The sequence below is a fragment of the Fibrobacter sp. UWS1 genome, assembly GCF_002300445.1.
GTDB lineage: Bacteria > Fibrobacterota > Fibrobacteria > Fibrobacterales > Fibrobacteraceae > Hallerella > Hallerella intestinalis.
The window spans coordinates 183,191-209,915 of the sequence record NZ_NSGW01000002.1 but is presented as its reverse complement, the minus strand read 5'-3'; the positions used below and the strand labels follow the sequence as shown (position 1 = coordinate 209,915).

Genomic DNA, 26,725 nt, shown 5'->3' with positions numbered 1-26,725 from the left:
AAATCTTTTGGGAATTATATACCATCTTCCTCCAAATCCCCTCAAATAATTTTTTTCAAAGCGTGGATTTCTTTTTCACAAGGGGAATTTCTTCTCGCAGACTGCGAGGGACTCGCCTTCGCGGCGGGCGGAAGGGATAAGGGGGCTTCCAAGTTGCAAAGGCCAGCCCCCTTTTCCCTTCACCCTATCCCCCGCCACGCTTTGTGGTTGGTAGTTTTGGTTTTGTGAGCTGGAATTGGATGTTGCGCCGTGGAGAGAGGAAGAGTTCTTCTTTTCACACGTGGGATTTTCTTTCACACGGTGAACTTAGTTCTCAGTTCTCAGTTGTCAGTTCCAACTCCCGACTCCCAACTCCCAACTCATAACTCCCAACTGGTCCCTGAGCCTGTCGAAGCACACCAACCAAGCAAATCGGGTGGAGTTTTGTATATAAGTCCCAATCCTTTTGAAACAGAAAACGCACCGAAAACGGTGCGTTTTTCAGTGCCCACGACGAGAGTCGAACTCGTGACCTTCAGTTTCGGAAACTGACACTCTATCCAATTGAGCTACGCGGACAGGATGAGAAGAATATAGTCTTTTTTTTGATTTTTGTCTTTGAATTTTTTCAAAACGGCAAAAGAAGAACTCGATTCACGCCCATCAAACACTTCCTAAAGAAAAGACGGATCGATGGTCGGCTCGTAACCCGTAACGATTTCGCTTTTAGGAACGTACGTTTCACCGCGTTTTTCCGCATCCCGGCGTTCTTTCTTTTCCCGCTTTTCCGCTTCAATCGCTTTGCGCTTTTTACGGCGTTCCTTTTTGATTTCCAGACGTTCCGCCCGTGTCAAACGCTCCTTGACGGGTTCTTCCTCGTAAGGATATTCTTCCTCGTCTTCAACAATCTCTTCTTCCAAATACGGATTATTGATTTCCGTTTCGGCAAAATCACGGAAGCTCGTATCTTCGTCAAAAGTCGGCGCCGACTGCAAGCACTCTTTTTCCAAAAATTGGACAGCCTCTGCAAAAGGCTTTTCCAAAGGAACCGAAAAGGTCATCTTCTTTCGCGTGCGCGGATGCGAAAATGTGATTTCAACGGCTTGCAACAACTGGGCTGGAGCCATTTTCAATAAGATCTCCGCGGTGCTGTGATAAAGCGGCGGCACTCGGGAAAGAGAATTTTCCCGACCATCATAGACCGGATCGCCAACAATCGGATGTCCCGTATAGCGGGAATGCACGCGAATCTGGTGTGTGCGCCCCGTATCGAGTTCGTATTCCATTAACGTTGCAATAGCAAAAAACGTCTTCGCTTTATAACGGGTTTTAGCGAACTTTCCATTTTTAACGACAGCCATCCGAATTCTCGACTTGGGATCCCGACCAACCGGCAATTCTATTTCCCCCGATAAATCCCGAGGATGCCCCCAAATCAGAGCTTCGTATTTCCGGTGCAGAGTTCGTGTTTCCAGCTGATGCGCCAAGCTGCGATGCGCCTTGTCATTTTTGGCAACTACCATCAAGCCCGGAGTATCCTTGTCCAGACGATGCACGATGCCCGGACGCAAAGGCCCGTTTACCGAAGACAATTTGTCCTTGAAATAATGCAAGAGTCCTGCCGCCAAAGTTCCCGTGGCAGCACCATTTCCCGGGTGCACGACAATGCCCCGCGGCTTGAAAATCACGGCGACATCGTCGTCTTCGTAAACAATATGCAGCGGCATCTTTTCGGGTTTGAGTTCCGACGCTTCTTTCTGCGGCAAAGCGGAAAGGGCGACATGCATTCCTTCTGTCAGGCGCAAATTCTTTTTGGCCACAGAACCCGCGGCAATGACCTTCCCATCGACAATCAGTTTTTGAATGTCCGTCCGAGAAAAATCTTTGAGCTTCACCTGCAAAAATTTATCGAGACGTTCTCCTGCTTCCTTTTCAGCAACTACAAATTTGGGGAATTCAGTTTGGGGATTTTCCATTTTTTTCGTCATGGGAACCTTCGGGAACATATCGGATGAATTTATACAAAATCGGAGCAAGAATAATGATTGCCACGCCCACCGTTACACAGCAATCGGCAAAATTAAATGTGGGCCAGCGCGACATGATAAAATCGGGGAAATCGCAATCAATAAAATCGACCACTTTTCCGAGTCGCATTCTGTCCGCAAAATTTCCCAAAGCGCCAGACATAATCATAGCGATTCCCGTGCGCACCAAAAAATCGCCGGATTTGGCGGAACGGTAAAAATAGACGAGGACAAAAACCGCCACAAGGGAAATGAGCAAAAAGAAAACCGTCGGCGGAAGAAACGGCAAAATATCCTGCGGCCTGCTGCTGAACGCCGCCCCATAATTATAAGCCAAACGAAATTGCAAAAGATCGCCGATGATATGGACCGTGCGACCCAGCGGATTTTCATAAGTCGGAGATAGATAGGCAACCGCCCAAATCTTGGTTGCCTGATCCACAAAAAGCGAAACGAAAATAAAAGCCAAATGAAATTTCCACGACTGAAGCCATCGAAATTTTTCGTTCATTATGCGTCCCTCCATTTTTCAAATTCTTTTCGAATCCAGGAATTGGAATAAAAATGAAGCGTCGTCGATTTCACAATCTGCTTCACATCATCACGGGAAATTTTCACTTTATGGTCTTTATCAAAAAGATGCGAGCAGTCGCCCATGATGGAAAGATTCTTGGCGGCCATAAAAAGCGGCCACAGGCAGAACAACCGAATCTGCGGATTTCTGCGGGGAATCGTCACCGTATATTCAATCGCATCGGCCAGATGTTTCCAAGCTTCAGCGACCAGTTCCTTCATCACGGACGCCCGCGCTTTTTTGTCGGCTTCGGGCAAAAACATAGACGGCGCATCTTCAAAACCATGACAATGACAAATCATTTCGGGAACAAAGCAGACCCGGCGTTCCGAATCTTCCCGCACATCCTTGATGATATTCACCAGTTGCAGCGCCAGCCCAAAACTGACATCCAGCGTTTTCATTTTTTGCAACCGTTTTTCATCGATCGCCGAATTGTTCGCCGAAAACAAACGGGTTAAAAGTTTGCCGACGATTCCCGCCACATAGTAGCAGTAACGGGACAAATCCGACATCGTTTCCAAAACAAACCAGCCTTTTTCAAACGAAGCGTCCATCTGCCGAATGGAGTCCGCCATGCCTTGAGTCATTTCCACAACCGTGTCGGCGATGGGTTCCGAATAGGAACGGTCAAAAGTCCACAGCAAAGGAACAACGGTTTTCGCATGACAACACAAATCGTAATTCGGATCATCCGAATGCAGAAAATGAGCCGGAAGCGACTTCACAAAGATGTCCGTTTTTTCTTCCACATCAGCGTCTTTCTGAAAAATGTCCGAAAAAAGGCCGAGCAAGTGAATTTTTTCTTTTGCGGGCAATACCGAATCGTCTTCCAAGGTGTCGGCAATCCGCAAATAAAGATACGAAAGCAGAACCGATTTGCGCAGATTTCCCGAAAGGCGGTTGATATTCAACGCAAATGTCCGCGATACGAGCAGCAGCATTTTGTCTGCATACTCAAAGCGACTTTTGGCATCCTGTAACTTCAACATGGAAGAGATCCTTTTTCCAAGGCGAAGGCCTGGTTCGACATTTCTTTCAAATATTTAAAAAAACGTTTTTCCGCATCGGCTTTATGCATCGCATCCCGAAAAGCCCAAGCAGCATGCCCAGCCAAATCATAATCCGACAGCGGATGCCCCGCCTTATCATAAAATTCGCTCTGCTTCCGATATTCCAAAAAATACGCATCCAATTCCAAGCGATAGACAAAACGCATCGAAAAATTCACGACCGGCCTTGCTAAAATCAGAACGCCTAGAAATAAAAACACAAACCAATACGCCGATACCGGATAAAGCCAATAAAGAGTCGCCGACGACGACAATGCGGCCAAAACACAAAGAAGCAACAGGACAAACCGCACCATTATCCGCAATGCGGCGTTTTTCAACCACCATCCGGGGATGTAACACCACGTTTTTCCCCGCCGAATCTGGTATTTCAGAAACAAAGGGTATGCCAAAAAGCGAGCCCACAAAAATAAAGCGAGCCACAAAAATAGGGGCAACCAAAAGAATGCCCCAATCCAGTAAACACAATCCATCATACCCTCAATAATAATTAAATTATACCCTATGAACCCCCTGCTAGAAAATTGTTTGAATCATTTGCACAGTTTGATTTCGGACTCCGTATTCAACGACTTGTTCGCTCATCTGGAATTGCTTCGAGTAACAGATCGCCGAGTCTCGGTCCTATTTCCCGCCAACAAGGACATCAAAGCCTACCAGCCATACAAAGCCCTGTTGGAAATGAGCTGGAAAGAAGTCAACGGCCAGCAATTGGATTTCGACTTTCAGCACCCTGGGACAACCCCTTCCGTTTCCGTCGCATCAAACGAGTTTTGCCAGCCCATTAAACTGGGGGAAGAATTCTGCTTTGAAAATTTTGTCGTCGGCGAAAAATCCAAGCTCGCTTTCAACGCGGCCTTTGCCGTTGCCGAAAATCCGGAACACAGCAAATACAATCCCCTTTTTATTTACGGCGTTTCCGGTCTGGGAAAAACGCATCTGCTCCAAGCAATCGGCATTTATATTTTGGGAAACGCCACGGGGAAAAAAGTACGCTACATTCCCGCGCACGACTTCCAGCGCGAATACACGGAAAGCATCCGCAACGGCTACACGAACGAGTGGTCATCCTTTTATCGCAATGAAGTCGATGTCCTTTTGATTGACGACATCCAGAACTGGAGCGGTTCAACGGAAACGCAAAACGAGTTTTTCCATATTTTCAACACGCTGCACCAAGCGGGAAAGCTCATCGTCTTGACCTCCGATGCTCCAGCAGCCGAAGTGAAAAGCCTTTCCGACCGTCTGGTAAGCCGTTTTTCTTCGGGACTTACGGTCGATATTCAGCCGCCCGCATTTGAAACCCGCGAAGCGATTCTCCGCAAGAAAGCGCAGAACAGCCATTTGGATATTCCCGACGACGTATTCGCCTATCTCGCAGAAAATATCGAAGGCAGCGTTCGTCCTCTGGAATCCGCTATCGTTCGGTTAGCCATGCAGTCCAGCCTTTCCAAGCAGGACATCAACATTTCCATGGCGCGGCAGGTCGTTTCCGAAATCATTCCCAACATCAAACGGCGAGTCGGCATCGAATCCGTCATCCATGCGATTTCACAATATTTTGAAGTGCCCGAAGATAAACTTTTAGAAGCGGGGCGGGGAACAAAAGAAGTCGCCCGCGCGCGGCAAGTCGCCATGTTCCTGATGAAATCTCTGACTACGCTCAGTCTAAAAAGCATTGGAATGCGATTTGGAAACCGCGACCATTCCACGGTATTGCACGCCATCAATTCCGTTAAAGAAGAAATGCAAAAGGATGCGGCTTTTGCCCGCACGGTAGAAACGATTAAATCGAACATCCACTGATTTTCCTTTCGCTTTCCACAAGACGCGATTCATTTTCGTCACCCGTAAAAATTTTGGACTTATAGGCAAAGCGTCCATCGATTAGTCCGGCAAGCGGTTACCGAGCTTGCCGAGGTGCACTAACCAAAACTCAGGGTCCGGTTGGGAGTTGGGAGTTGGAAGTTAAAACTGAGAACTGAGAGCTGAGAACTAATTTAATTGCGAGTATTTGGTGGCGAATCGTCCATAATTCCCAAATTTTAAATGCTATTATTTTTGCTATATGCTTTTTGAAGAAATCATCCAAAGTCACTACAGACCCAGCGAATATCCCGCTTTGGCAAGCCTTGCCGAAGAATGGCAGGACTCACGTCCTTTTGAAGGCCTGAAAATTTTGGTTGCTACTCCTATTTTTCGCAACACCCTTTTGCAATACGAAGCCCTTTTAGCTGGCGGCGCAGAACTTTATGTCGGACGCGCGGTGGAAAACGCTGCCATTCCCTGCGATTTCGAAATCGTCGAACTTCTTCAAGAAAGCGAAATCCCTGTCGTATCGCCAGAAATGGTCTTGGATATGGAACAGGAAGATGAATTTTTCGATTTGATTTTAGATTGCGCCGGGCAATTTGCATCCTGCCACCCGAAAATCGGTTTTGTGGAATTGACTCGCGCCGGCATATCCTACTACAACGATTCAGAGTTTCCGGTATTTAATGCGGACGGAGGCATCATCAAGCGGATCGAAACTTCGCTTGGCACAGGAAACGGCTTTTTTCGTGCGCTCGTTCAGGCGGGATGGACAGAATTCAAAGGGAAAAAACTACTGGTTTTCGGCAGCGGAAAAGTGGGCTGCGGAATCGCCCTGCAAGGAATTGAAAACGGCTGTGAAGTTTGCACGATAACCGATTTGAACAAACGGAACTCCCCCACGGATTTCATCCGGACATTGGAACAGAACGGCGTCCCCCTTGTCAGTAAAGACGACATTCCTTCCGTGCTTCAGGAAATTTCCCAAGCGGATTTTGTCGTATCGGCAACAGGAAAGAAAAACGCCCTATCCGGCGAAGAGATTTTTCAAGCGCTTCTACAAACCAAAGCCGTCCTCGCCAATATGGGCGTCGAAGACGAATTTCCCGAAGATTTTCCTGACGAGCGGGTTTTAAACAATAAAATTGCCATCAACTTCAGCTTAAAAGAGCCGACCCTTTTAAAATACCTGGACGCGTCCCTCGCCCTGCATGCCGCCTTGGGAGAACGGCTTGTCCTGGAACACAACGAAGCTTTTGAATCGGAATACCTGAACAATCAAGGTCCCCAAAACCCGCCCGAAGATATTGAACAGAAATTGTTGGGCGTCACCCTTCAAAATGGTGAAATCAGCTCCGAAATTTCCCGGCTGCTGGGACTTTCGTAAAACCGCCCAAACGGCTTACCATTTCGCCAAAGCGTTCGCGATGATTAAATCCTGCAATTTGGCAATCGCCCGGGATTGCCCGTGCCGGTCTTCGGTTTCATTCTGCAAGACATCATAAGTGCCATCAGCAGAAAGGTTCTCGCCCTTGTAAATCATCTTTTCTTTCACATTGTCATAAAAGCGCACATTGACTTTCATGGTCACACGGTAAGTTTCCACTTCCGAAGAACTCGTATAATTTTCGGGTTTGTTCGTGTAGCTCAATAGCGTCAATTCAAAATCGGCATCCGCATCGGAATTCACCAGGCGCACACCGCCAGCGTTTTTACGGAACATTTTTTCCACGCTGTCCTTGAGCGTATTTCCCAGAACCGGATCCAACGTTTTATTGTCCACTTCGTGAATCTGTACCGTTTTAATGTGGCTAGGAAGAGTACTCGCCGTAAAACTATAACAGCCGAAAACGCCCCCCAAAGAGGCCATCAAAAAAAGAATCAAAATACTTTTAACGCGGAGTTTCTTCATACTTCAAAAGATAGCTATTCTAAAATCCATCCCAAGAAATTCCAAGAATCAAAGGCGTTCACCGTTTATAAAGGCAACAACGACCGCGCGAGATTCTTGAAGCAGCCCATGAAATTTTTAGAAGCGGCCCTGACGTTATTTTTCTTCGGGAATGATTTCTGCACAAAGAGCCTGCGTCGCCGTAACCAAGTGCTCCTTGATTTTGCGATAAGAACCCAAAACGTCGGTAAACGTTGTAGTGAGCAGAGGGTCTTCGTTGATTTCAGCGACATGACGCCAATGCTTGGCACGGCATTCCCGAACCTGCTCCGTAATTTCGCGTCCCTCTCGACGGATTTCGGAAAGCTTTTGCACATTGTGCTGATTGTTCAGAACTGCGGCGACATCGGCAGCCAACTTGGTCACGCCGTCATGAAGTGCCAAAATATCGTCCTGGTGCGACTTGTCAAACACCACGTTGTGATCCCGCATCCGAAGCCATAATTTCAGAACCTGCGTCACATAATCCGAAGCCGTTTCCAAATCGTCGCTCATCCGCAACTGACGCTCCGCATCGTTCGCAATGCTTTTGGAAACGCTCGTTGAAAGAAGGCCGGTCAAAAATTCAATCACCTCGGTTTGCGCCGTGTCCAATTTGTTCTCGTTTTCAAAAATGCGTTCCACAATGCTTTTGTCCGCTTTGCCGTCGATAACTTGTCGCAAGTCGGTGAGCATATCGCGAACCGTCTGGTTCATCATTTCCATTTCCCGCGCGGATTGCGTGATCGCCGCAAACGGCGACTTGATCAACGCCGGATCGAGCTTGGTGACGACAGCGTGCTTCGGCTGCACCTTGTTCGGGAACAACTTGTCTAAAAGGGCAGGAATTTTTCCCGTAAACGGCAAAAGCACAAGGGTGTTCGCCACGTTAAAAGTCGTGTGATAAAGAGCGATAGCGAGAGTGACATTTTTCGGATCATCCGGATTGGCAATGCCCACCGCCGATTCCAAGAACCAGCGCATAAAATGAATTGTCGGATCAAACAAAAGAGTCACCCAGACGGCGCCAAAGATATTGAAAAGCAGATGGAACATCGCCGCCCGACGAGCATGTCGAGAAGTGTTCACGGCAATCATCAAAGCGGAGATGGTGCAACCGATATTCTGCCCGAGCACCAAGGCCGCCGCCGTATTGAATCCGATAAGCCCTTGAGAAGCCAGCACGATGGTAACTCCCAAAGATGCAGAACTCGACTGCATGATTGTCGCCATCAAAAAGCCGACCAGAATGCAAGCGCAGATACTCGGCAAACTTTCCGCATTGAAAACCGCCAGCGCATTCAAAAAATCCTGATTATTCGAAACCGGAGCAAGCGACACCTTCATCGCGGCAAGCCCCACAAAAACAAGGCCCACGCCGAGAAGGGCGAGGGCGGAATACTTGAGGCGTTCTTTTTTTGCAAAACAATAGACCAATGCGCAAGCTCCCGCAATCGGCATCCCATACTGGTCGATATTCAAAACCAGAACCCAACCGGTAATGGTCGTACCGATATTCGCCCCCATGATGACACCCAAGGTTTGCGACAGCTGCATAATTCCCGCATTTACAAATCCGATAACCATCGCCATGGTCACAGCGCTGGACTGAACAAGGCAGGTCACGCCCATGCCGACTAGAACTCCTAGAATGCGGTGGTTCGTGACCTTGCTGATCAATTTTTGAAGAGTGGGCCCCGCTATCGTTTGAAGTCCCATCGAAAGAAAGCGTAAACCGAGAAGGAAAATGCCAGCACCGCCAATAAGAAAGACGATGGACTGGGCTATCTGCGAGAATAACATATTGAGTTCATCCTTATCGTGAACATCTGGTGTAGCTGTTTTCTGCCAAGCGTAACATCGGTTGGATAATTTAGAATTTCAACGGCACCTATCCGAGATATGTTTCCATTTTTTACGGCTTTAATTTTTCGGCAAGCTCCAGCACCCGCTTCTGAAGGTCGGAAATCGTTCCGGAATTTTCAACAAAGCGATAGACGGCGTTGCGAGGCAGAGGATCTTTAGCTTGAACTTGCATCCGGCGTTCCGCATCTTCTTTTGATAAACCGCGTTTCAACAATCGTTCCAGCCGCACAGCATCCGGAGCTTCCACCACCCAGATTTCGGAAAGGCTTTCGGCAAAATCCGGCCATTTGAACAAAAGAGCCCCCTCGACCGCCGCCATCCGGAGCAAATGGGCGTGGTCTTTGGCAATTTCCAGTTTTTCCTCGACTCGGCGACGCAAAAGCGGGTAAACGAGGGATTCCAAATCCTGAAGGGCAGCGGGTTCCCGAAACACCAGCGAAGCCAAAGCAACCCGGTTCACCATTCCATTTTGAATACAACCGCTTCCAAAACGCGCCTCGATCCTATTTCGCAATTCCCGAGATTCCGCATAGAGGGCGTGCATTTCCATGTCCAAATCCAGCACTAGGGCGCCCTGCTGTTCCAAAATGACTCCAACAGCACTTTTACCCGAGCCGATTTTACCGCAAATACCCACTGTCTTCATAAGGCAATTTTCCAAAAAGCTTTAACAAAGAAAAATCCAGAGCAACCGAACAATACAGAATCAAAAAGAACCTCAGCTCCGCCATCCCGGCGAGCGAAGCGGGCAAATTCGTTTGGCCATTTCCGAGTTCCTTGAAAAAACGGCAGCCACCATCTCCACTTTAAAAAACGAAAAAGCGCGATATGTCGTGGCGGAATTTTTGAAAATGCTTTTTTAGAGGTTGCCATAGCCGGAATTTAACTAAATTTTGGGCACTATGAGCTTAAAATTTGAAACCCCCATTACCGATGTCCCGCTGTTCCACCAAGGCAAAGTACGCGATATGTACGACCTGGGCGACAGCTTCCTCATGGTCGCAAGCGACCGTCTTTCCGCATTTGATGTGGTTCTCCCCACCCCGATTCCCGGCAAGGGAAAAATTCTCAACCAGCTTTCCCTCTTCTGGTTCGAACATCTCGGTATGCCCAACCACCTGATCACCGCCAACGTGGACGAATATCCCGAAGTTCTCCAGAAATACAAGGACTATCTTCGCGGGCGTTCCATGATTGTCAAAAAAGCCAAGCGCCATAGCGTCGAATGCATTGTTCGCGGCTACATTGTCGGCTCCGGCTGGAAGGACTATCAGAAAACCGGAAAAATCTGCGGACACGTTTTGCCGCAGGGACTCGAGCTCTGCCAAAAACTGGAAAAACCGCTCTACACGCCCAGCACCAAGCCGGATGTCGGCCACGATGAAAATATCTCCTTTGAACAGACTTTTGAAATCGTCGGCGAAAAAGTGGCAACCGATCTCAAGAACATGTCGCTTGACATTTATACGAAAGCGCGCGATTATGCCGCGACCAAAGGAATCATCCTTGCGGACACCAAATTTGAATTCGGCGAAATCGACGGCAAAACCATCTTGATTGACGAAGTTCTGACTCCGGACTCCAGCCGTTACTGGCCCGCCGACAAATACCAGGTCGGCAAAAATCAGGAAAGCTTCGATAAGCAGTACGTGCGCGACTGGCTCGAAACTCTCGATTGGGGCAAAACCTATCCGGGTCCAGAAATTCCGCCCGAAGTCGTGAAAAACACGCTAGCTAAATACGTGGAAATTTTCGTGAAGTTGACAGGCAAACAACCGGAGCTTTAAGGAATCCTTTTCAAGGAAGGCAGCTCTCACAACGAGGGCTGCTTTTTTTTGTAAGGGCCTTTTCTAAAAAGGATTTTGGTGCATCGGCAGAGTCAGTTACCAGTGCAAAACATTCGCCGCCAACAAAAATTCCCCGGAACTTTGGCTCCGAGGGATTCTCTATGGCAATGCACTCGTCAGTGTTTACACCGGCAACATTTGGAACATTTTTGGCTGCAACCGATACAAGCGGGAGCTTGATTCGCTGCGGCATCCCGCATTCTCCGCACCACATACAAAGCCGCACCCACAGCCCAAGCCAAAATAAACAGGGTTATCGCTACATTCGCAAGCATCAAGCCCTCCTTTCATTTTCCAAAGCCGACTGCGCATCGACAGAGCGGACCGTTTTGAAATTCTTTTCTTTATAGGGATTCGGGCGGAACAACAGGAACAGCATGACCGCCAGGAGACAACAAGCGATCCCTGTTCCTATTGTAAATCCGCGTCCGTCTGTGACAAATCGGCCAATCTGGTAAACGATAAAGGTGAATGTCCACGCCCAGATATTCTGAAAAGCAAAGGCAAACCAGAACCATTTACGATGATTCAATTCATGTGCCATCGTCGCAATCGCCGCAAGGCAAGGCGAATTGAGCAAATTAAAAAGAAGGAAGCAGAAAGCGGCCAAAGCGCTCGGAAACCACTTTTTCAACGCTTGCCCAAAAACATTCAAGCCTTCATCTTCAGCATCAAACGATTCGGCTCCCTCTGCGGATTCTACCAAGGCATCGTTTCCGCCGGCAAGAACCGCCATCGTTCCGACAATTCCCTCTTTTGCAGAAAATCCCGCAATGGTCGAAGCCGCAGCCTGCCAACCGCCTTCTTTGCCGCCAAATCCCAACGGCACAAAGATATAGCGTATTTTGTCGCCTACGCGTGCCAAAATCGAATTTGCCGAGTTTTCAACCAGCCCGAATTCCAAATTGTCCGAATCCGCTTCTAGAGATTCCCCTGCAGCCGCAGCTTCTTCGTTTTCCACTTCACTAGCCGCGTCCGAGTCTTCAGTGGATTCCTCTACCAGCGTTTCCTGCGCGACTTCTACACTTGGCGATTCCCAACCGTAACTCGACAAAAACCACATGGCAAGACAAGCGAGAAAAAGAATCGTTCCCGCTTTAATCAGAAATCCACGGGTGCGTTCCCAAGCATGCAAAAGCACCGTTTTCGCCTGCGGCAAATGGTACTGCGGAAGTTCCAAAACAAAAGGAGCCGATTCTCCATAAAAATATTTTGTCTTCTTGAGCATGATCGCTGCCAAAAGAACGCTCCCGATACAGATAAAATAGACGGACGGAGCAACCCAAGAACCAAATCCGCATGAAGCCGCAATAACGCCCGTCATACACGCCATTACCGGAAGTTTTGCACCGCACGGCACCCAAGTCGTCGTCATGATTGTCAAACGGCGATCGTTTTCGTTTTCAATGGTTTTCGACGCCATAATACCAGGAATGCCACAGCCCGAAGAAACCAAAAGCGGGATAAAACTTTTTCCCGAAAGTCCAAAGCGACGGAACACGCGATCCATCACAAAGGCGATACGCGCCATATAGCCGCAATCTTCGATGAAAGAGAGCAAAATAAAAAGGATGAACATCTGCGGAGCAAAGCCCACGACCGCGCCAACGCCGCCGATGACCCCATTCACCAAAGCGTCCAGCAGAATCGGGCTTGCCCCCGCATTGGAAAGCCAGCCCGCAACGCCATCTTGAATGCCGGGAATCAAAGAATCGTTCACCCAGTCGGTTCCCATGGATCCAATCGTCGAAACCGCAATGTAATATACCGCCCACATGGTCAGCAAAAAAATGGGAATCCCCAGAATCCGGTTGGTCACAATGCAATCGACTTTATCAGAAAAGGTCCATCGGCAATTGGATTTCTGAAAAACGCCGCGCAAAATTTCTGCGATGAAATGATAGCGTTCGTTGGTAATAATCGATTCGCTGTCGTCATTGCGATTTTTTTCCAAAGCCTGAACGCTCGCTTCGATTTTCGCCTTGTCGCTGTCGGCAAGCGCCAAGCGAGATTGCACATTCTTATCGCGCTCAATGAACTTGATAGCGAACCAGCGTTGCAAATGAGCATCCACCTTTCCCAAAAGAATGCGTTCGACTTCGGCAATTACACCCTCTACGTCGTCAGCAAATCGAGGTGCCGTCGGGATTTTCGCATCCGATGTTGCCGCCTTTTCAGCCGCTTCCAGCACGCCCTTGCCATAAAGCGCGGACGTTTCCACAATGGCGACTCCCAATTTTTCCGAAAGCTTTTTCACATCTATGCAATCGCCGGATTTTTGAAAAGCGTCCATCAAATTCAAAGCGACGACCGTCGGCTTTCCCAGCTCCAAAAGCTGCGTCGTCAAATAGAGGTTGCGTTCGATATTGGTCGCATCCACAATGTTCAAAATCGCATCAGGAGCAGCACTCGCCAGATAATCGCGCGAAACGACTTCTTCCGGCGTATAAGGCGAAAGGGAATAAATTCCCGGAAGGTCCACGACCCGAATTTCCTTGTTCTTTTTCAGGCGGCCTTCCTTGCGTTCCACCGTCACGCCAGGCCAGTTTCCCACATACTGATTCGCCCCCGTGAGCGCATTGAACATCGTCGTTTTTCCGCAATTCGGATTTCCTGCTAAAGCAATCGTCATCGGCATTTTCAAGCTTCTCCTGTCTCTTTCAATTCAACACCTTCCGCGTCTTCCTTGCGGAGGCTGAGTTCGTATCCGCGAACCGTTATTTCCATCGGATCGCCTAGCGGCGCAACTTTGCGCACATACACCTCCGTGCCTCCGGTCAAACCCATATCCATCAAACGGCGTTTCAATGCGCCCACTCCGTTCAGCCGAGCAATTTTCACCGTTTCTCCAATCCTCGCGTCTCGTAAAGTTTTCATAAAATCTCCCTTGCCGTTTAAACCAAAATCCGGCTGGCCAATTTACGATCCATCGCCAAGCGCGACTCTTTTACTTTCACAATCAAATTGCCGCCAAAACGGCTGATGACCGAAACAGGCGAACCTACGCTAAATCCGAGTTCATTTAAATGCTGGCGCACAGCGGCTTCTCCGAGCAAGTGGCGAACCCTGTAATTTTCTCCAATCGAGCAAAAAGTCAAAGGCATATTCCCTCTTTCTTAAAATCTGAATCCCACCGTTGCGCCGGCTCCAAAATAGACTTCGTCTTGTCCGGCATAATCGCTGCCACTGCCCGCATCATAGTCGTCGCCAACAGGAATGCAAGCCCGGAAATAGCCTTCCAAAGCCAGATTTTCCATCGGATTTAAATAAGCGCGAGGCCCCACCCAGACTTGAGACAGCTTGTCGTCCTTGTTCGTGGACATCGTGTGGAATTCCCCTTGCACACCCAGAGAAAATGCTTCCGTCATATCAAAACTCGGCTCTACATAAGCGAACATATATTCGGGAACTTCAATTTCGGTCGGTGCATCTTCTTCGTCGGCTTTGTAAGCATGGAACGCCGATCCCTTGATATGCAATTTGCCCAAATTCAGCTCTGGCTCTACCGCAAAAGCGTGACTCATTTTCGGATTGTCCTCTTGGAGCGCATCGGACAAAAGCCCATAGGCAATCTGCACGTTCAACCCTTCGCCAAAAGCCAGATTCGCCGTCACGCCAGCGCGCAAGCGGTTCGCATTCTTTTGCTGGTAACTCTGGTAATTCACGAACGGACGTATGGTATGAGAGCCCAGCGCCAGTTCATAGGCAAGATGCGCATCGTAAGATTTGCAGCCGGATTCTTCATTCTCTTCCGAAAGCCAATCGATGCAGTCATCATCGTCCCTGCCCCAGCCGAGTCCCAAAAGAAAGCCGTAAGCGTTGATTTCGATACCGCGGACATTCCGTTCGGTCAATCCCACCGCCGCATCGCCCGGATCATCGTAATCGTAATAACGCAGTGCCCCTTCAGAATAAGTCAAGTCGCCGACTTTAATCGCCAAATTATCGTTGAATTGATACTGGACAAATGCGCCGTCGTATGCGAAACCTGGAGCCGCATTGTCATCATCCGCAGAAATTGCCGCTTCTGCTGACCACTTATCGCTGAACCTCACCTGAAAAAGCAAATTGAACGTGGACGAATAATCGTGAAACCATTTATTATCTTCGGCATTATTCGCCAAATCCTCCCGCGGATCCACCTGTTTAAAGTGCGCATTGCCTTCAAATTCCACTTCTCCCGCAACGGAAAATTGGGGCGTTTTTGTCGATTCTTCGGCAAAAAGCGATGTTGCCCATGCCGAAACCAGAACCATGCCGAGAATTGTTTTCATTGTCGATATTTCCTTTTTTGTTTTTAGGTTAGACTAATTAGTTTTGTCTAAACTAATTTTATGCTGCTAATTTAAAACACTTTACAAATTTAGTCAAGGCTAAAATTCAAAAAAAAATTTTTTCAACGCCGGATATTCTTCAAAAATTACCGCTGCAACATTTTCATTTTGCGCTATGCTCATAATCACTTTGCATTTCCCCTGCTTAGTGATTAGTGCCCTTCGATTCGTTCGGCAAGCTCACTAACCAAAACTCAGGGACCATCCTTTGGCTAATTCGACAAGCGGTTGGGAGTTGAGAGTTGGAACTGATAACTAATAACTGATAACTGAAAACTAAATTCCCCTTGGTGGAGAATTGTCCATTATTCCCTAAATGTAAACAGCGAATGCTAATTTCCCCAAAGCGTTTCCCTTTCAGCTTTTTTCGCTTTTGCCATTTTCCACGTGGCTTTTTACAAAATTTTCAATGCAGCCCAGCGACTCTTTCGAAAGCACGTGTTCAATCAAACAGGCGTCCGCATCGGCATTGGCCTCCGAAACACCGAGCAATGACAAAAAACGCCGAAGTAAAGTATGCCTTCCCAAAATGGACTTTGCCGCGGTCAATCCCTTGGGGGTCAGCGTAATCAATCCGTAAGGTTCCTGCTCAACCAAGCCCAGCTCCTTCAATTCCCGCATAGCGCGCGCTGCGGAAGGCGCCTTGACACCCAATTCGGAAGCGATATTTTTTAATCGGGCATTGCCCTTTGACTGGTGCAGCATAAGCACCTTTTCCAAATAATCTTCCAAACTTTGGCTGAGTTTTTCCATGATTTGCAATTTACATATTTTCACAAGCCGCCGGGCAATTCGGCTTGGATTTTTCGTTTTTCATCGGATTTTCCACAATGCCTTTTTCGGCAAACCGCCTTCGCTCTTTTTCACATAAAATGTTTTAGAACCCACAATAGGACCGTCTTTGACTGCCGTTTCCACGCGCCATTTTCCGTCGGGCACATTCGATTTTCTGGTATAAATCCGGAAGCCTTCTTCCCGGCTGCCGTGCGTACGCATTCTGTTCGACGAAATTTTATTCATCAATTCAAAATTTCCCGTTTTGGGATTTTTCCAAAACCAGCGATGTTCCAATTGAGCTTCCACTTGAGCAGGTGCAAATACGGAACTCAAAAACGTGACGCCCTCATTGGCAGGCAACGTAACCGTCGGCGAAACGACCCCCGAACGAACCAAAAAGCCTTTGACAAAACCATTTTCATCGACATCGCAGGAATAATCCTTGGAAAATCCCGTACACGCATTTTGATCCTTGAGCACGAGCGGAACCGGAGGAATCCAATTCGCCAAGTAAGCGACGAGCATGACGACAGAAATAACCACCGGAGCGATTAATGTCCGCTTGGGACGCTTGGAAATTTTAAAAGCGGCAAAGCAAATTCCAAACGATAAAAGCAACGACAGCAAAAACCACGGGAGTCCAATGCCACTCACTAAATGCGGGATCAAAAAATTCAAATACATGGTTCCCAACAGGCTGAACAATGCCAAAGAGAACCCGAATCGCGCGTAGCTCTTTTGCAAAAATTCATTGGCGACCAAAAAACCCATGAGAAGCGCCACCAGACAAAACGCTCCAAATGAACCGCTGCTTTTGAAGTAGCACACGACCAGCGCGCTGAACAAGCTGCCAAAGCAGAACTGCACGGCATAGGTAAAACGGTTGTTCCATTTTTCGCTCCAGGAGCGATTCAGAAATTTTCCCGATTCAGCCGAGAGCAAAATCAAAAGAATCAACGAAGCGAGATAATACAAAAGGAGAATCGCCAAATCCGAGGTCTGCACCAATTTGCCGAGAGTAAAGGAATCCCAGGCGAAGCCGCCAAAAAACGAAGCCGCTGGAAAGAGTTTCCGTAATTTTTGAACCCATTCGCTCTGCAAAAAATCCATCATCATTCAAACTTATTCCTATCCGCTAAAATTTTTTATCCAAGCAGAAATTTAGCAATCTAGCCCCAAACAGACGCTGCCAAAAAGTTCATTTTATTCTCTCCAACAAAAAAGCCCAAACTCCGTAGAATTTGGGCATCTAAGACGCCAGCTAAACCGTGCGAAATTTATCCGAGACGTTCATTGACGATGTTCCAATCGACGATTTGCCACAATTCCTTGAGGTAATCGGGACGGCGGTTGCGGTAGTCGATGTAGTAGGCATGTTCCCATACATCAAAGGTCAAGAGAGGCTTGAGTCCCTTGGTAAGAGGATTCTGGGCATTGGATTCCTGCGTAATCACAAGCTTCCCCGATGCGTCGGCAGAAAGCCAGACCCAGCCAGAACCGAAAAGGCCCGCACCCTTGGCCTGAAATTCTTCTTGGAACTTTTCAAAAGAGCCAAAATCCCGAACGATAGCTTCGGCAATTTTGCCTGCGGGGAGATTCTCTGCAGACGGCACCTTGAACTGCATAAAATACATGCAGTGATTCAGGAACTGGCCCGCATTATTGAACACTCCCCCTTCGGCTTTGGTCACAATTTCGGCAATGGATTTGCCTTCAAAAGGGCTACCCGGAAGAGCGGCATTCAAGTTGTTGAGGTACGTCTGCAAATGTTTGCCATAATGATACTCGATGGTTTCGGTGCTGAGAACCGGAGCCAAGTCCGCCGCTGCATAAGGCAAAGCGGGCATTTCAAATTTTCCGTTCGTTTGTTGAATCATTGTGAGTCTCCTTTTTGTTTGTGAAAAGTTTCTTCTCTAAATTCCTTGCGTGAGGTATCGTTGCCGAGCAAAATGTTTCCGGGCAAAATTCACGAAATCCCATTCTAATCCTGCCACATTTTTCGTAGCAATTCCCGCCCAGCGCGTCCATTTCCTTCTTGAAAGCTACGGGGCTAATGACTAATATACAAAGAACTATAAAAATTCAACCACTCCAATTCCTCCCAAGTCGCATCCTTTCAAAAAAATGGGTTTTCAGCAGAAAATTTTCTATATCCCCTTTATGACGAAAGAAAATTTCCTCTCCAACCGGTCGTCTTTTCAGGTGGGCGATTTGTTTTGGCGTCCACTCTGCATTGTCACTGCGGCGCTGCTGATGGCTCTCGACTTGAATACTTTTGTTAAATCCGCGAATCTCTTCCCCGGCGGCTTTACCGGACTGGCTCTGCTTTTGCAGGGATGTGCAGAAAAATTCGGCAACATCCATCTGCCGTTCACCCTCACTCTCGTCGTCCTGAACGCGATTCCCGCCATCGCGAGTTTCTTTTTCATCGGTAAAAAATACACGCTCCTTTCCTGCCAGATGATTTTGCTTTCCGGCGTTTTCACAGATGCCTTGCCAACATTCCACGTCACCAACGACCTGCTTCTTTCCGCTATTTTCGGAGGCCTTATTTGCGCGGTTTCCATCAGCCTTTGCCTTTATGCCGGAGCGACTAGCGGAGGAACGGATTTCATCGCCATTTTTATTGCAGAACGCAGCGGTTCCGATGCCTGGAATTACATTCTCGCCTTCAACATCGTCATTCTCACCGCAGCCGGGATTCTTTTCGGTTGGGACAAAGCCCTGTATTCGATTATTTTCCAATTTGCAACGACCCAAGCCACGAAAGTGCTGTATAAAAATTACCAGAAGGCGACACTCCTCATTATCACCGATAAACCGGACGAAGTTTATGAAGCCATTCGTTCTCTGACCAACCATGACGCCACTCTTTTCCGGGGCATCGGCTGCTATCAAGGCAAAGAACGCCAAATGCTCTATTCGGTCGTTTCCGCCGCAGAGGAGCACAAGGTCCTGCGCGCCATCCGTCAAGCCGATCCCTCCGTTTTTCTCAATGTGATCAAGACGGGGCAACTGTCCGGCAGGTTCTACAATAAACCCAAGGATTAAATTTTCAAAGCCGGGTTCTTTAAAAATGAAAACAGCCCTTTCGTCACAAGACCTTTAGCAGATCCCTTTGACGAAAGAGCTGTTGCCGACAGCTGAATCGGATTACTTGTTCAGCTTATTCTGGATGTAAGCGAGAACATCGGAAACCTTGATGAACTTTTCAGCATCTTCATCGAGGATTTCGATATCAAATTCTTCTTCGAGAGCCATCACCAGTTCTACGCGGTCCAGAGAATCCGCACCGAGATCGTTTACGAACGAAGCGTCGGTCGTCACATCTTCCGGCTTTACGCCGAGCTTTTCAACAACGACGGCTTTAATTTTATTGAGAAGTTCTTCTTCAGTCATATTTAACTCCATTTGAGGTTTTGGTTAAATTTAGAAACTTTTGACAAAATATCAAGTTATGCGCCCAAGCCGCCGTCCACACCGAGAACTTGTCCCGTAATGTAGCCCGCTTCATCCGAAACGAGGAACGCCACCGCATTCGCCACATCTTTCGGCGTGCCGATTCTCTGCTCAGGAATGGCGTTCTTGAATTTTTCGAGGGTTTCCGGCGTCAGTTTGGCCGTCATATCGGTTTCAATAAAACCGGGAGCGACCGCATTGACCGTAATACCCCGAGCCGCAAATTCCATGGCATTGGTCTTGGTAAGCCCGATGATTCCCGCTTTCGAGGCCGCATAATTCGCTTGCCCCGCCTGCGCACGGATGCCGTTGATACTCGCCATATTGACAATGCGTCCCGAGCGGCGTCCCATCATGTGGCGGGCAACGGCCCGAGTGCAAAGAAAGGCCGAACGGAGATTCGTATTGATCACGTCGTCAAAATCCGCATCTTTCATGCGCATCATCAAACCGTCCCGAGTAATGCCGGCATTATTCACAAGAATATCGATTTGCCCAAAGGCTTCCAGAATCGACTTGAATGTTGCAGAGACCTGTTCCGAATCCGAGACATCGCAAGCATAGCTCTTGACTTCGGATCCCGTCTCTGAAGACAGGCGTTCTGCCAGTTCCGGACGTTCCTTTGTCGAAACGACAGCGACACGGGCCCCTTGGAGAGCCAGGGTGTTGGCGATTTCCAAACCGATACCGCGGGACGCTCCCGTCACCACGGCGACTTTGCCTTTTAAATCAATCATAACGCTCCTTTAAGTGCCTGAACCGCTTCCACGGATTCCACTGCCGAAATTTTTACCGAGCGATCGATTTTGCGCTGCAAGCCCGCCAACACGTGCCCAGCACCGACTTCCACTCCGGCGGTCACTCCCAGTTCTTTTTGCGCATAGAGCATGGACTGGCTCCAGCGAACCGGGCTCACCAGTTGGCGCACCAGCAGATCCTTGATTTCATTTCCGCTGGTCACCTCTTTTGCCGTCACATTCGCAATGAGCGGCTTTTGCAAATCGTGAAATGCCGTTTGCGCAATCGCGTCGGCAAGCCCAGGCTGAGCACTCTGCATCAACGGGCTATGGAACGCTCCGGACACCGCCAGCGGTACCGCCTTAATTCCGGCAGAAGCACAATTCGCAACCAGCTTGTTCACCGCATCGACTTCACCCGATACGACAATCTGCCCCGGACAATTAAAATTGGCAGGAACGACAACGCCCGCATCTTTCGCTTCATCGCAAAGAGCCTGAATCTTTTCATCATCGACGCCGATAATCGCCGCCATCGCTCCCGGATTTGTCCGACCGGCTTCCGCCATCAGGCTACCGCGCAAACGAACCAGCTTCAAACCGTCTTCAAACGAGAAGCCGCCTGCAGCACAAATCGCCGAATACTCACCGAGGGAATGCCCAGCAACCAGATCAAAGGGAATGCCTTCGGCTTTCAAAATTTCCAGGACCATCATCGAAAAGACAAACAGAGCCGGCTGCGTATTCGCCGTCATTTTCAAATCTTCTTCCGGGCCGTCGAACATCACCTTCGACAGGGAAAAACCGAGAACGTCATCGGCCTTCTGCAACAGTTCTTTCGCCGGAGCGAACGATTCAGAAAGGGCTTTGCCCATGCCCACGTATTGGGCTCCCTGACCGGGAAAAACAAAAATGGTCTTGGCCATAGTTAACTCCAAAATAAACAGACAGACAGTGTGAAGATAATAAAAACCGTCCGAGTATGCGCTACTTCAGACGGAAATTTAAATCCATGTTTAATAAAAAGGCTGTTCAATCCCTGCCTACACATTGACAATGCCGACAGGAACGAAAAATTTTTCATTATGCTTCGATACCGGCGAGCTTTTGCCCCACCTTTTCGGGGACCTTATTTTCCGCAAAGGCATAAGCGACTTTGACAGCCTGTTCAATCGCTTTGGCGTCGGAGCGCCCGTGAGCAATGATTCCGGTGCCTTTCAAGCCCAAAAGCAGGGCGCCGCCGGCATTGCGGTAATCAAACGCTTCATTAAATTTCTTTCCGGCTTCGGAATCGATTTTGCCGAACATTTTCTGGTGCAATTCGTAGAAACCTTCGTACATCTTGAGAAGGACATTGCCCACATAGCCCGAACAAACGACGACATCCGCTTTGCCGATGACCACGTCGCGACCTTCGATATTGCCGATAAAATTCACCGGGGCGTTCTTCAAAAGCTGATACGCTTCCTGAACGGACGCGGGGCCTTTCTTTTCTTCTTCGCCCATATTCAAAAGTCCGACTTTCGGGTTTTGAATACCCAGCTGGCATTCGGCAAAAACAGAACCGGCCAGCGCAAAATCCTTGAGGACAACGGGCTTTTCATCCACATTCGCACCGGCATCGACCAGAATGCACTGCCCTGCGGCGGTCGGCAAAATGCAACCGATGGGCGGACGCGCAAAATTTTCACTGGTGCGTCCCAAAATCATCAGGCAAGACGCCATCATGGCACCAGAGTTGCCCGCAGAAACACTGGCCTGAACCAGGCCTTTCTTTTGCAGCGCAACGCACATCACCAAACCGGAATTCTGTTTTTTACGGAGAACTTCGGTCGGGTGATCGTCCATCGCGACAAGTTCAGGAGCGTCCACCACCTGAATCAGCTTGCCTTCATATCCGAATTGTTTGAGTTTCGCCTTAACCTCGGCCTCTGGACCGCATAAAACTACCGCAAACTTTCCTTCAGAACTATTGACGGCATTGATTGCCCCCTGGACAACGACATCCGGAGCGAAATCTCCGCCAAAAGCATCAAGTGCAATGCTGATCATGGTGCGTAAACTCCTATAAATGGAAATTAAGCTTCCTGAATGTGAACGACTTCTACGCCATTGTAGTAGCCGCAAACCGGGCACACGCGGTGCGGACGCTTTGCAGAACCGCAATGGTCGCAAGTGGACATCGCCGGAGCTTCGAGCTTCCAATGAGTACGGCGCTTGTCACGGCGAGTCGTAGAGGTTTTTCTTTTTGGTACGGCCATTTTGAACTCCTAATCGTTCGGCTCAAGAACCCGAATCATCCGTTCGGATGCGACATCTTGTCCTTGAGCGCTTTCAATTTTTCCCAACGAGGATCTTCTTTGGTTTTTGACGACTTTTCGCCGATTTCCCAAACGAAGGCCTTGTCCGGATCATCCTTGACCGGATGGAGCGGTTCCTGGAGAATCACCAGTTGCCGAATACATTCGGTCACATCCACGTGGTCTTGGACAGCCGGAATCCGAATTCCAAAAGTTTCGTCATCCGAATCGTCCAATTCCTGCTTCGCTAGTCCCGGGACTAATTCCACCCAGAAACTGATCGGCGTTTCAAAAGGATGGTCGAACAGTTCCAGCGAGCGAGAGCATTCCAAAACCTGTACCCCGAAAAGCGTCCCCGAAAGAATCCACTTGTTGGAATCCTCTGGGAAAACCGAAAGATCTGCATGAAGTTCTCCTTTTATCCGGAGCTCTTCAAAAACGCCCGCATCGGATTCGTCCTTTGCGAAACTCGCCTGCAACTTACCATTGCAGGATGCAATCTTTGAAATTTCCATTTTCAAGGCTACGCAAATATACTAGAAAAAAAGGATTCAGTCAATAAATGGGGAGCAAAAACATCCAGAAAAGGCGGCAAAACGTCCAAAAACATTTATTTTCCGCCGTTCAACGCATTCATTTCCAGCATCGGGGGCGTATAGGTAAAGTTCTGGTGATCCAGAACAGCTCCTTCCGGCAGAACAACGCCTTCCACGCTTTTTACGTAATCTTCCCGCTTGAACTCGCCAGTTCTCAAATTGCGGATAACCAATTCGTCCCCAGAATAGAATACAAAATCCTGAATTCCCGACGGCAAGTGCAAAAGTTCCACCTTGTTGCAAGAGCTGACCGTTTTAAAATTGCTCGTCCCGAGAATCCCGATCCGGATGCTATACGCCCAACAAAGGGTGTCTTGCCGAGACGATTGCGGCATATCGACCACTAGGAACACCGAGCCCCGAAGACTCGACTCGGCAGACAAAAGAACCGCATCAACCAGAATCGTATCGGCGCGTTCTTCCAATTTCGTTTTTTCGATATAAGGCGTCACCCCGGTAATATGATTGCCCAACAAATCTTTTCCCCGGAATTCAACACGGAAGCGGCCTTCTACGGAATCGGGAACGGGCGCTTCCACACGCCAGATTCCATTGGAATCCGTCACGGCCTGTGTGACAAAAGCAGAGCTGTCGGCGACTCCAAGTCCGTAAAGATCCGTCACCACATGAACGGACACTCCTTTTGCCGCTTTGTCCTGCCAACGCACCGAGCCCTGCAAAATTTTCGGTTTTGCCTGATTTTCTTTCAAAGCGTTCCAGCGAAGATTGCCGACATCCAGAATTTCTCCTGCGGAAAGCGATACGGCGATTTGTCGGACGATGGTCGAATCCGTATAGCCAGACGCCCGCAACTTGGAAACCACACCCGAATCCGCAGGAAGCACTGTCAGCAGGTAATCGCCCTCCGGAATGGAAAGTTCAAAAGAATCCGGAGCAAAGACGTCCGTCATAAATGTCGTCGAGTCCAAAGCGACAATAAAATGCGAACCCGCCAAGCCCGAAGCCGCACCTATGGATTCCAGCGACCCGCGAAGAGTGGCGACGCTTTTCAACTGGACATCCAGCGCATTTGCCTCTTTCGCCGACACGTTCCGCAAAATCTGCGCCTGCGAAAGGACGGAATCCTTGACATGGTAACGAAATTCCATGTTCACGGTGTCCGCAATCGTCGAATCAAATACGAAAGCCCCTTGTAAATCCGTTCGGGTTTCCAGATATGTCGTCGAAGAAGCGACCCGAGAAACCGCGACCTGCCGCACCACAACGCCATCCGCCGAAGAACCGTCCGACAGCCGAACCAATCCCGCAACCGTATTTTCCGTATCGGTAGCCGTTCCCGCGACCTTGCTATCGGAACAAGCCCAAACCAATGCGCCGAGGAAGAAGGCGAAAATCAGCCGATCAATTTTCATCGATTCCTCCTTGTGCGCGAACCGCATCCGACCTGCCTGCCGGGATTTCCAATTCTTTGGAGAGCGGAAAAAACTGGATGTTCAATTCGTAAATCATGGATTCACTGTCATCCGAGCGGACGATATCCACGACTTCTTTGCGAAAAGCGTCAATTTTATGGATAATGCGTTCAAGTCCCTGTGGCGACACGCTCATCGTCGTACAAGACACATTGCGCCGTTCTGTGCTGTAATTATCGACCGCAGCCTTCCCCAAATCCATCATTTCCTTTTGGAACTTGTGGACAATAAACGCCGGAATTTCCCGTCCGCTGGTAATCGTCTTGTTCACCGAACGCCAAAAACCGTTTTCTTTTTCGATAAGCCCCAAATCCGAAAGCAGTTTGATAGCGCGCTTCGCCTGCGGAACGGTAATCCGCGGATTCATAAAGAATGCCAGGTCCTGATAATTGTCCGAGATATTCAAAACGGACAACGCTTCCCGAACGGCCACATTATACCAGTCTTTGTAGTAATCCACCTGTTGACGCGAAAGTGCCTTGGGCGTTCTCGGCAAAAGTGCCGACATCTGGTCAAAAATCGCCTGCTTGGATTCCGGCGTTTCCGCATGGGTGAAATCCACCATCAGACTAAAATAATGCCCTTCTTTTTCGGAAAGTCCGAGCGCATGAATAAACCGCGGGACCATCTGCGGGGTCAGGGACTTCCGCCCTTTGACCAAGTCCAAATAAAATCCGCTGGACGAATAGCCCGCCCGCTTGGCAAACGCCCGATAAGAGAAATAGCGCTGAACCGATTTCCGATATTCGTAATAGTCCTGCAAAAATTTCCGATAATTGTAATACGCAAACACATTCATGGCTCCACATAAGATAAATTTTTCCTCTTTTTTTGGGAACACCCTTCTGCAAAATTTTGAGTAAAATTGCCGCAATTTTCGCAAAAGAACATTTGGAGAACACTTTTAGCGCAAACGCTCTTTCCAACCGACATTTTTTTGTCTATTTTCAAGGAACACCCAATCCCATCCCTTGAATCCCGTTTTCACAAAGAGAACGGGATTCTTTTTTGGGGAATTATGGACAACCTTCCAACTTCCAACTCCCAACTTCCAACTCCCAACTTTCAGTTCTCAGCTTTCAGCTCTCAGTTCCCAGTTCCAACTACTCAAAGGGCGCCCGACGCGGACTCTCGCCGAGACAAACGGCACCAAATAGCTATTTTACCCACAAAATGGAACTTTTGAAAAAATCATTCTTTAAGATTCTTCGATTTGCAGGCATTTTCGCCATCATTTATGCGAGCCTGCTTTTTTATATGCTTCTTTCGGAACGGCGACTCGCTTTCCCCAGAGCCGAGGCCGACAAAGCCGCCGAAGACATTTTACGGGATGAAGCCGTGATGTGCATCACAGACGACGGAAAACGCTTGCAAGGCTGGATTTTGAACGACAGCTTGCCCAACACCGTGCTTTATTTTGCCGACGGCGGAGAAGACGCGGCGACTTTTCTCGCCAACACCAAAGGTTCCCTCGCATTTCGTTTTGTCGCATTCAATTACCGCGGTTCTGCAGGCAGCGAAGGAAATCCCGGAGAAACCCACTACAAGAGCGACATTCGGGCGATGATCGGATGCGCCCACGCCGAAAATCCCCTATTTCTCGGGCATGGTACAGGCTCTATCGCGGCCTATAATTCCCTGACGCAGGGTTTGGGACAGGCGGCGATTCTGGTGGATCCCGCTGAAAGTTTCAATTCTTCATTATCCTCTCGCTACCGTATATTTTTCCCCGCTTTTTTAGGCAGAACACGCGCCAAGATGGATTTCCAAAATGCGACGACCGCGCCAGCCATCATCATCGCCAACGACCCGCGAAAAAAAGAAAATCTGCAAAAATTGCTGGAAAATCACGCTGGAAAATTCAAAGTGGTCGAACGGAAAGGGCAAAATTTTTTAGAAGTTCTTCGAGCAGAGCTATCAGGAATGATTACAAAGTAACGGATGCGCCTTGCCCGTCTTTTGCTGTTTTTCTAAATTTTAC

General features: G+C 48.6%; 29 protein-coding genes and 1 tRNA gene. 5 read left to right on the top strand and 25 right to left on the bottom strand.

What is annotated here, in order from left to right:
• Nucleotides 1-484 precede the first annotated feature (484 nt).
• The 5 genes from BGX14_RS10900 to BGX14_RS10880 all read right to left on the bottom strand — a co-directional run bounded on the left by BGX14_RS10900 (nt 485) and on the right by BGX14_RS10880 (nt 4,129).
• Nucleotides 485-558 (bottom strand) — tRNA-Arg (locus BGX14_RS10900).
• Between the two features lie 95 nt (nt 559-653).
• Nucleotides 654-1,967 carry an RluA family pseudouridine synthase gene (locus tag BGX14_RS10895; protein ID WP_095879900.1) on the bottom strand — a complete coding sequence of 438 codons (1,314 nt, stop codon included), beginning with the start codon at nt 1,965-1,967 and terminating at the stop codon, nt 654-656.
• A complete protein-coding gene (gene lspA, locus BGX14_RS10890) occupies nt 1,936-2,517 on the bottom strand; it encodes a signal peptidase II (RefSeq protein WP_073302698.1) in 582 nt (193 codons plus the stop codon). Before lspA ends, BGX14_RS10895 begins: the two co-directional genes overlap by 32 nt.
• Nucleotides 2,517-3,572, bottom strand: coding sequence for a squalene/phytoene synthase family protein (locus tag BGX14_RS10885; protein ID WP_073302700.1), 1,056 nt, complete (start codon nt 3,570-3,572; stop codon nt 2,517-2,519). Before BGX14_RS10885 ends, lspA begins: the two co-directional genes overlap by 1 nt.
• Nucleotides 3,566-4,129: a hypothetical protein gene (locus BGX14_RS10880; protein ID WP_095879898.1), complete on the bottom strand. Its 564-nt coding sequence runs from the start codon at nt 4,127-4,129 to the stop codon at nt 3,566-3,568. The genes BGX14_RS10885 and BGX14_RS10880 overlap by 7 nt, the downstream gene beginning before the upstream one ends.
• 52 nt (nt 4,130-4,181) lie before the next feature.
• Between BGX14_RS10880 and dnaA the strand changes: the two genes are divergently transcribed.
• Together dnaA and BGX14_RS10870 are read left to right on the top strand one after the other, a co-directional pair.
• The gene (gene dnaA / locus BGX14_RS10875; protein WP_233126525.1) at nt 4,182-5,459 is read left to right on the top strand and encodes a chromosomal replication initiator protein DnaA; all 1,278 of its coding nucleotides are present in this window, start codon (nt 4,182-4,184) and stop codon (nt 5,457-5,459) included.
• A gap of 262 nt (nt 5,460-5,721) precedes the next feature.
• Nucleotides 5,722-6,852, top strand: coding sequence for a hypothetical protein (locus BGX14_RS10870; RefSeq protein ID WP_073302706.1), 1,131 nt, complete (start codon nt 5,722-5,724; stop codon nt 6,850-6,852).
• Between the two features lie 15 nt (nt 6,853-6,867).
• Here the strand turns inward: BGX14_RS10870 and BGX14_RS10865 are convergent, their stop codons facing one another.
• The 4 genes from BGX14_RS10865 to BGX14_RS10850 form a co-directional block, all read right to left on the bottom strand.
• Nucleotides 6,868-7,377, bottom strand: coding sequence for an LptE family protein (locus tag BGX14_RS10865; RefSeq protein ID WP_073302708.1), 510 nt, complete (start codon nt 7,375-7,377; stop codon nt 6,868-6,870).
• Nucleotides 7,378-7,512: 135 nt separating this feature from the next.
• On the bottom strand, nt 7,513-9,198 hold the full coding sequence (locus BGX14_RS10860; RefSeq protein ID WP_073302710.1) for a Na/Pi cotransporter family protein: 1,686 nt from the start codon (nt 9,196-9,198) through the stop codon (nt 7,513-7,515).
• A 112-nt stretch (nt 9,199-9,310) separates the two neighbouring features.
• Nucleotides 9,311-9,907: a dephospho-CoA kinase gene (gene coaE, locus BGX14_RS10855; protein ID WP_073302712.1), complete on the bottom strand. Its 597-nt coding sequence runs from the start codon at nt 9,905-9,907 to the stop codon at nt 9,311-9,313.
• Complete coding sequence (locus BGX14_RS10850) at nt 9,904-10,134, bottom strand: hypothetical protein (protein WP_095879897.1); 231 nt, start codon at nt 10,132-10,134, stop codon at nt 9,904-9,906. The genes coaE and BGX14_RS10850 overlap by 4 nt, the downstream gene beginning before the upstream one ends.
• A 29-nt stretch (nt 10,135-10,163) precedes the next feature.
• Here BGX14_RS10850 and BGX14_RS10845 point away from each other — a divergent pair, with 29 nt between their 5' ends.
• A complete protein-coding gene (locus tag BGX14_RS10845; protein ID WP_073302714.1) occupies nt 10,164-11,048 on the top strand; it encodes a phosphoribosylaminoimidazolesuccinocarboxamide synthase in 885 nt (294 codons plus the stop codon).
• A 176-nt stretch (nt 11,049-11,224) separates the two neighbouring features.
• On the opposite strand, the gene BGX14_RS15585 is transcribed toward BGX14_RS10845, so the two are convergent.
• The 8 genes from BGX14_RS15585 to BGX14_RS10805 form a co-directional block, all read right to left on the bottom strand.
• Nucleotides 11,225-11,383, bottom strand: a complete 159-nt coding sequence (locus BGX14_RS15585) for a hypothetical protein (RefSeq protein WP_158223300.1) — start codon at nt 11,381-11,383, stop codon at nt 11,225-11,227.
• A complete protein-coding gene (gene feoB, locus BGX14_RS10835) occupies nt 11,383-13,746 on the bottom strand; it encodes a ferrous iron transport protein B (RefSeq protein WP_095879895.1) in 2,364 nt (787 codons plus the stop codon). The genes BGX14_RS15585 and feoB overlap by 1 nt, the downstream gene beginning before the upstream one ends.
• Nucleotides 13,747-13,748: 2 nt before the next feature.
• Nucleotides 13,749-13,985: a FeoA family protein gene (locus BGX14_RS10830; RefSeq protein WP_073302718.1), complete on the bottom strand. Its 237-nt coding sequence runs from the start codon at nt 13,983-13,985 to the stop codon at nt 13,749-13,751.
• Nucleotides 13,986-14,002: 17 nt separating this feature from the next.
• A complete protein-coding gene (locus BGX14_RS10825) occupies nt 14,003-14,212 on the bottom strand; it encodes a FeoA family protein (RefSeq protein WP_073302720.1) in 210 nt (69 codons plus the stop codon).
• Between the two features lie 12 nt (nt 14,213-14,224).
• Nucleotides 14,225-15,382, bottom strand: coding sequence for a hypothetical protein (locus BGX14_RS10820; RefSeq protein WP_095879894.1), 1,158 nt, complete (start codon nt 15,380-15,382; stop codon nt 14,225-14,227).
• A 417-nt stretch (nt 15,383-15,799) separates the two neighbouring features.
• The gene (locus tag BGX14_RS10815; RefSeq protein WP_095879893.1) at nt 15,800-16,195 is read right to left on the bottom strand and encodes a metal-dependent transcriptional regulator; all 396 of its coding nucleotides are present in this window, start codon (nt 16,193-16,195) and stop codon (nt 15,800-15,802) included.
• Nucleotides 16,196-16,255: 60 nt separating this feature from the next.
• Nucleotides 16,256-17,335 (bottom strand): DUF2914 domain-containing protein, encoded by a 1,080-nt coding sequence (locus BGX14_RS10810; protein ID WP_095879892.1) that lies wholly within the window; start codon nt 17,333-17,335, stop codon nt 16,256-16,258.
• Between the two features lie 161 nt (nt 17,336-17,496).
• Nucleotides 17,497-18,096 carry a superoxide dismutase gene (locus tag BGX14_RS10805; RefSeq protein WP_078775565.1) on the bottom strand — a complete coding sequence of 200 codons (600 nt, stop codon included), beginning with the start codon at nt 18,094-18,096 and terminating at the stop codon, nt 17,497-17,499.
• A gap of 283 nt (nt 18,097-18,379) precedes the next feature.
• Between BGX14_RS10805 and BGX14_RS10800 the strand changes: the two genes are divergently transcribed.
• Nucleotides 18,380-19,270: a YitT family protein gene (locus BGX14_RS10800; RefSeq protein ID WP_095880356.1), complete on the top strand. Its 891-nt coding sequence runs from the start codon at nt 18,380-18,382 to the stop codon at nt 19,268-19,270.
• A 102-nt stretch (nt 19,271-19,372) separates the two neighbouring features.
• Here BGX14_RS10800 and acpP read toward each other — a convergent pair whose 3' ends face one another.
• From acpP to BGX14_RS10760, 8 genes are all read right to left on the bottom strand, one after another.
• Nucleotides 19,373-19,618, bottom strand: coding sequence for an acyl carrier protein (gene acpP, locus BGX14_RS10795; RefSeq protein ID WP_073302732.1), 246 nt, complete (start codon nt 19,616-19,618; stop codon nt 19,373-19,375).
• A gap of 56 nt (nt 19,619-19,674) precedes the next feature.
• Nucleotides 19,675-20,415 (bottom strand): 3-oxoacyl-[acyl-carrier-protein] reductase, encoded by a 741-nt coding sequence (gene fabG, locus BGX14_RS10790; protein WP_233126524.1) that lies wholly within the window; start codon nt 20,413-20,415, stop codon nt 19,675-19,677.
• Nucleotides 20,412-21,341 carry an ACP S-malonyltransferase gene (fabD, locus tag BGX14_RS10785; RefSeq protein WP_095879891.1) on the bottom strand — a complete coding sequence of 310 codons (930 nt, stop codon included), beginning with the start codon at nt 21,339-21,341 and terminating at the stop codon, nt 20,412-20,414. The genes fabG and fabD overlap by 4 nt, the downstream gene beginning before the upstream one ends.
• 157 nt (nt 21,342-21,498) lie before the next feature.
• Nucleotides 21,499-22,467 (bottom strand): phosphate acyltransferase PlsX, encoded by a 969-nt coding sequence (plsX, locus tag BGX14_RS10780; RefSeq protein WP_073302736.1) that lies wholly within the window; start codon nt 22,465-22,467, stop codon nt 21,499-21,501.
• Between the two features lie 26 nt (nt 22,468-22,493).
• Nucleotides 22,494-22,676, bottom strand: a complete 183-nt coding sequence (rpmF, locus tag BGX14_RS10775) for a 50S ribosomal protein L32 (RefSeq protein WP_073302738.1) — start codon at nt 22,674-22,676, stop codon at nt 22,494-22,496.
• A 35-nt stretch (nt 22,677-22,711) separates the two neighbouring features.
• Entirely contained in the window at nt 22,712-23,230 is a 519-nt protein-coding gene (locus BGX14_RS10770; RefSeq protein ID WP_078775569.1) for a DUF177 domain-containing protein, read from the bottom strand.
• A gap of 95 nt (nt 23,231-23,325) precedes the next feature.
• Entirely contained in the window at nt 23,326-24,684 is a 1,359-nt protein-coding gene (locus BGX14_RS10765) for a hydroxyisourate hydrolase (RefSeq protein WP_143159316.1), read from the bottom strand.
• Complete coding sequence (locus BGX14_RS10760) at nt 24,674-25,543, bottom strand: TIGR02147 family protein (protein ID WP_078775571.1); 870 nt, start codon at nt 25,541-25,543, stop codon at nt 24,674-24,676. Before BGX14_RS10760 ends, BGX14_RS10765 begins: the two co-directional genes overlap by 11 nt.
• Nucleotides 25,544-25,917: 374 nt before the next feature.
• Between BGX14_RS10760 and BGX14_RS10755 the strand changes: the two genes are divergently transcribed.
• The gene (locus BGX14_RS10755; protein WP_073302743.1) at nt 25,918-26,682 is read left to right on the top strand and encodes a hypothetical protein; all 765 of its coding nucleotides are present in this window, start codon (nt 25,918-25,920) and stop codon (nt 26,680-26,682) included.
• The last annotated feature ends 43 nt before the right edge of the window (nt 26,683-26,725 follow it).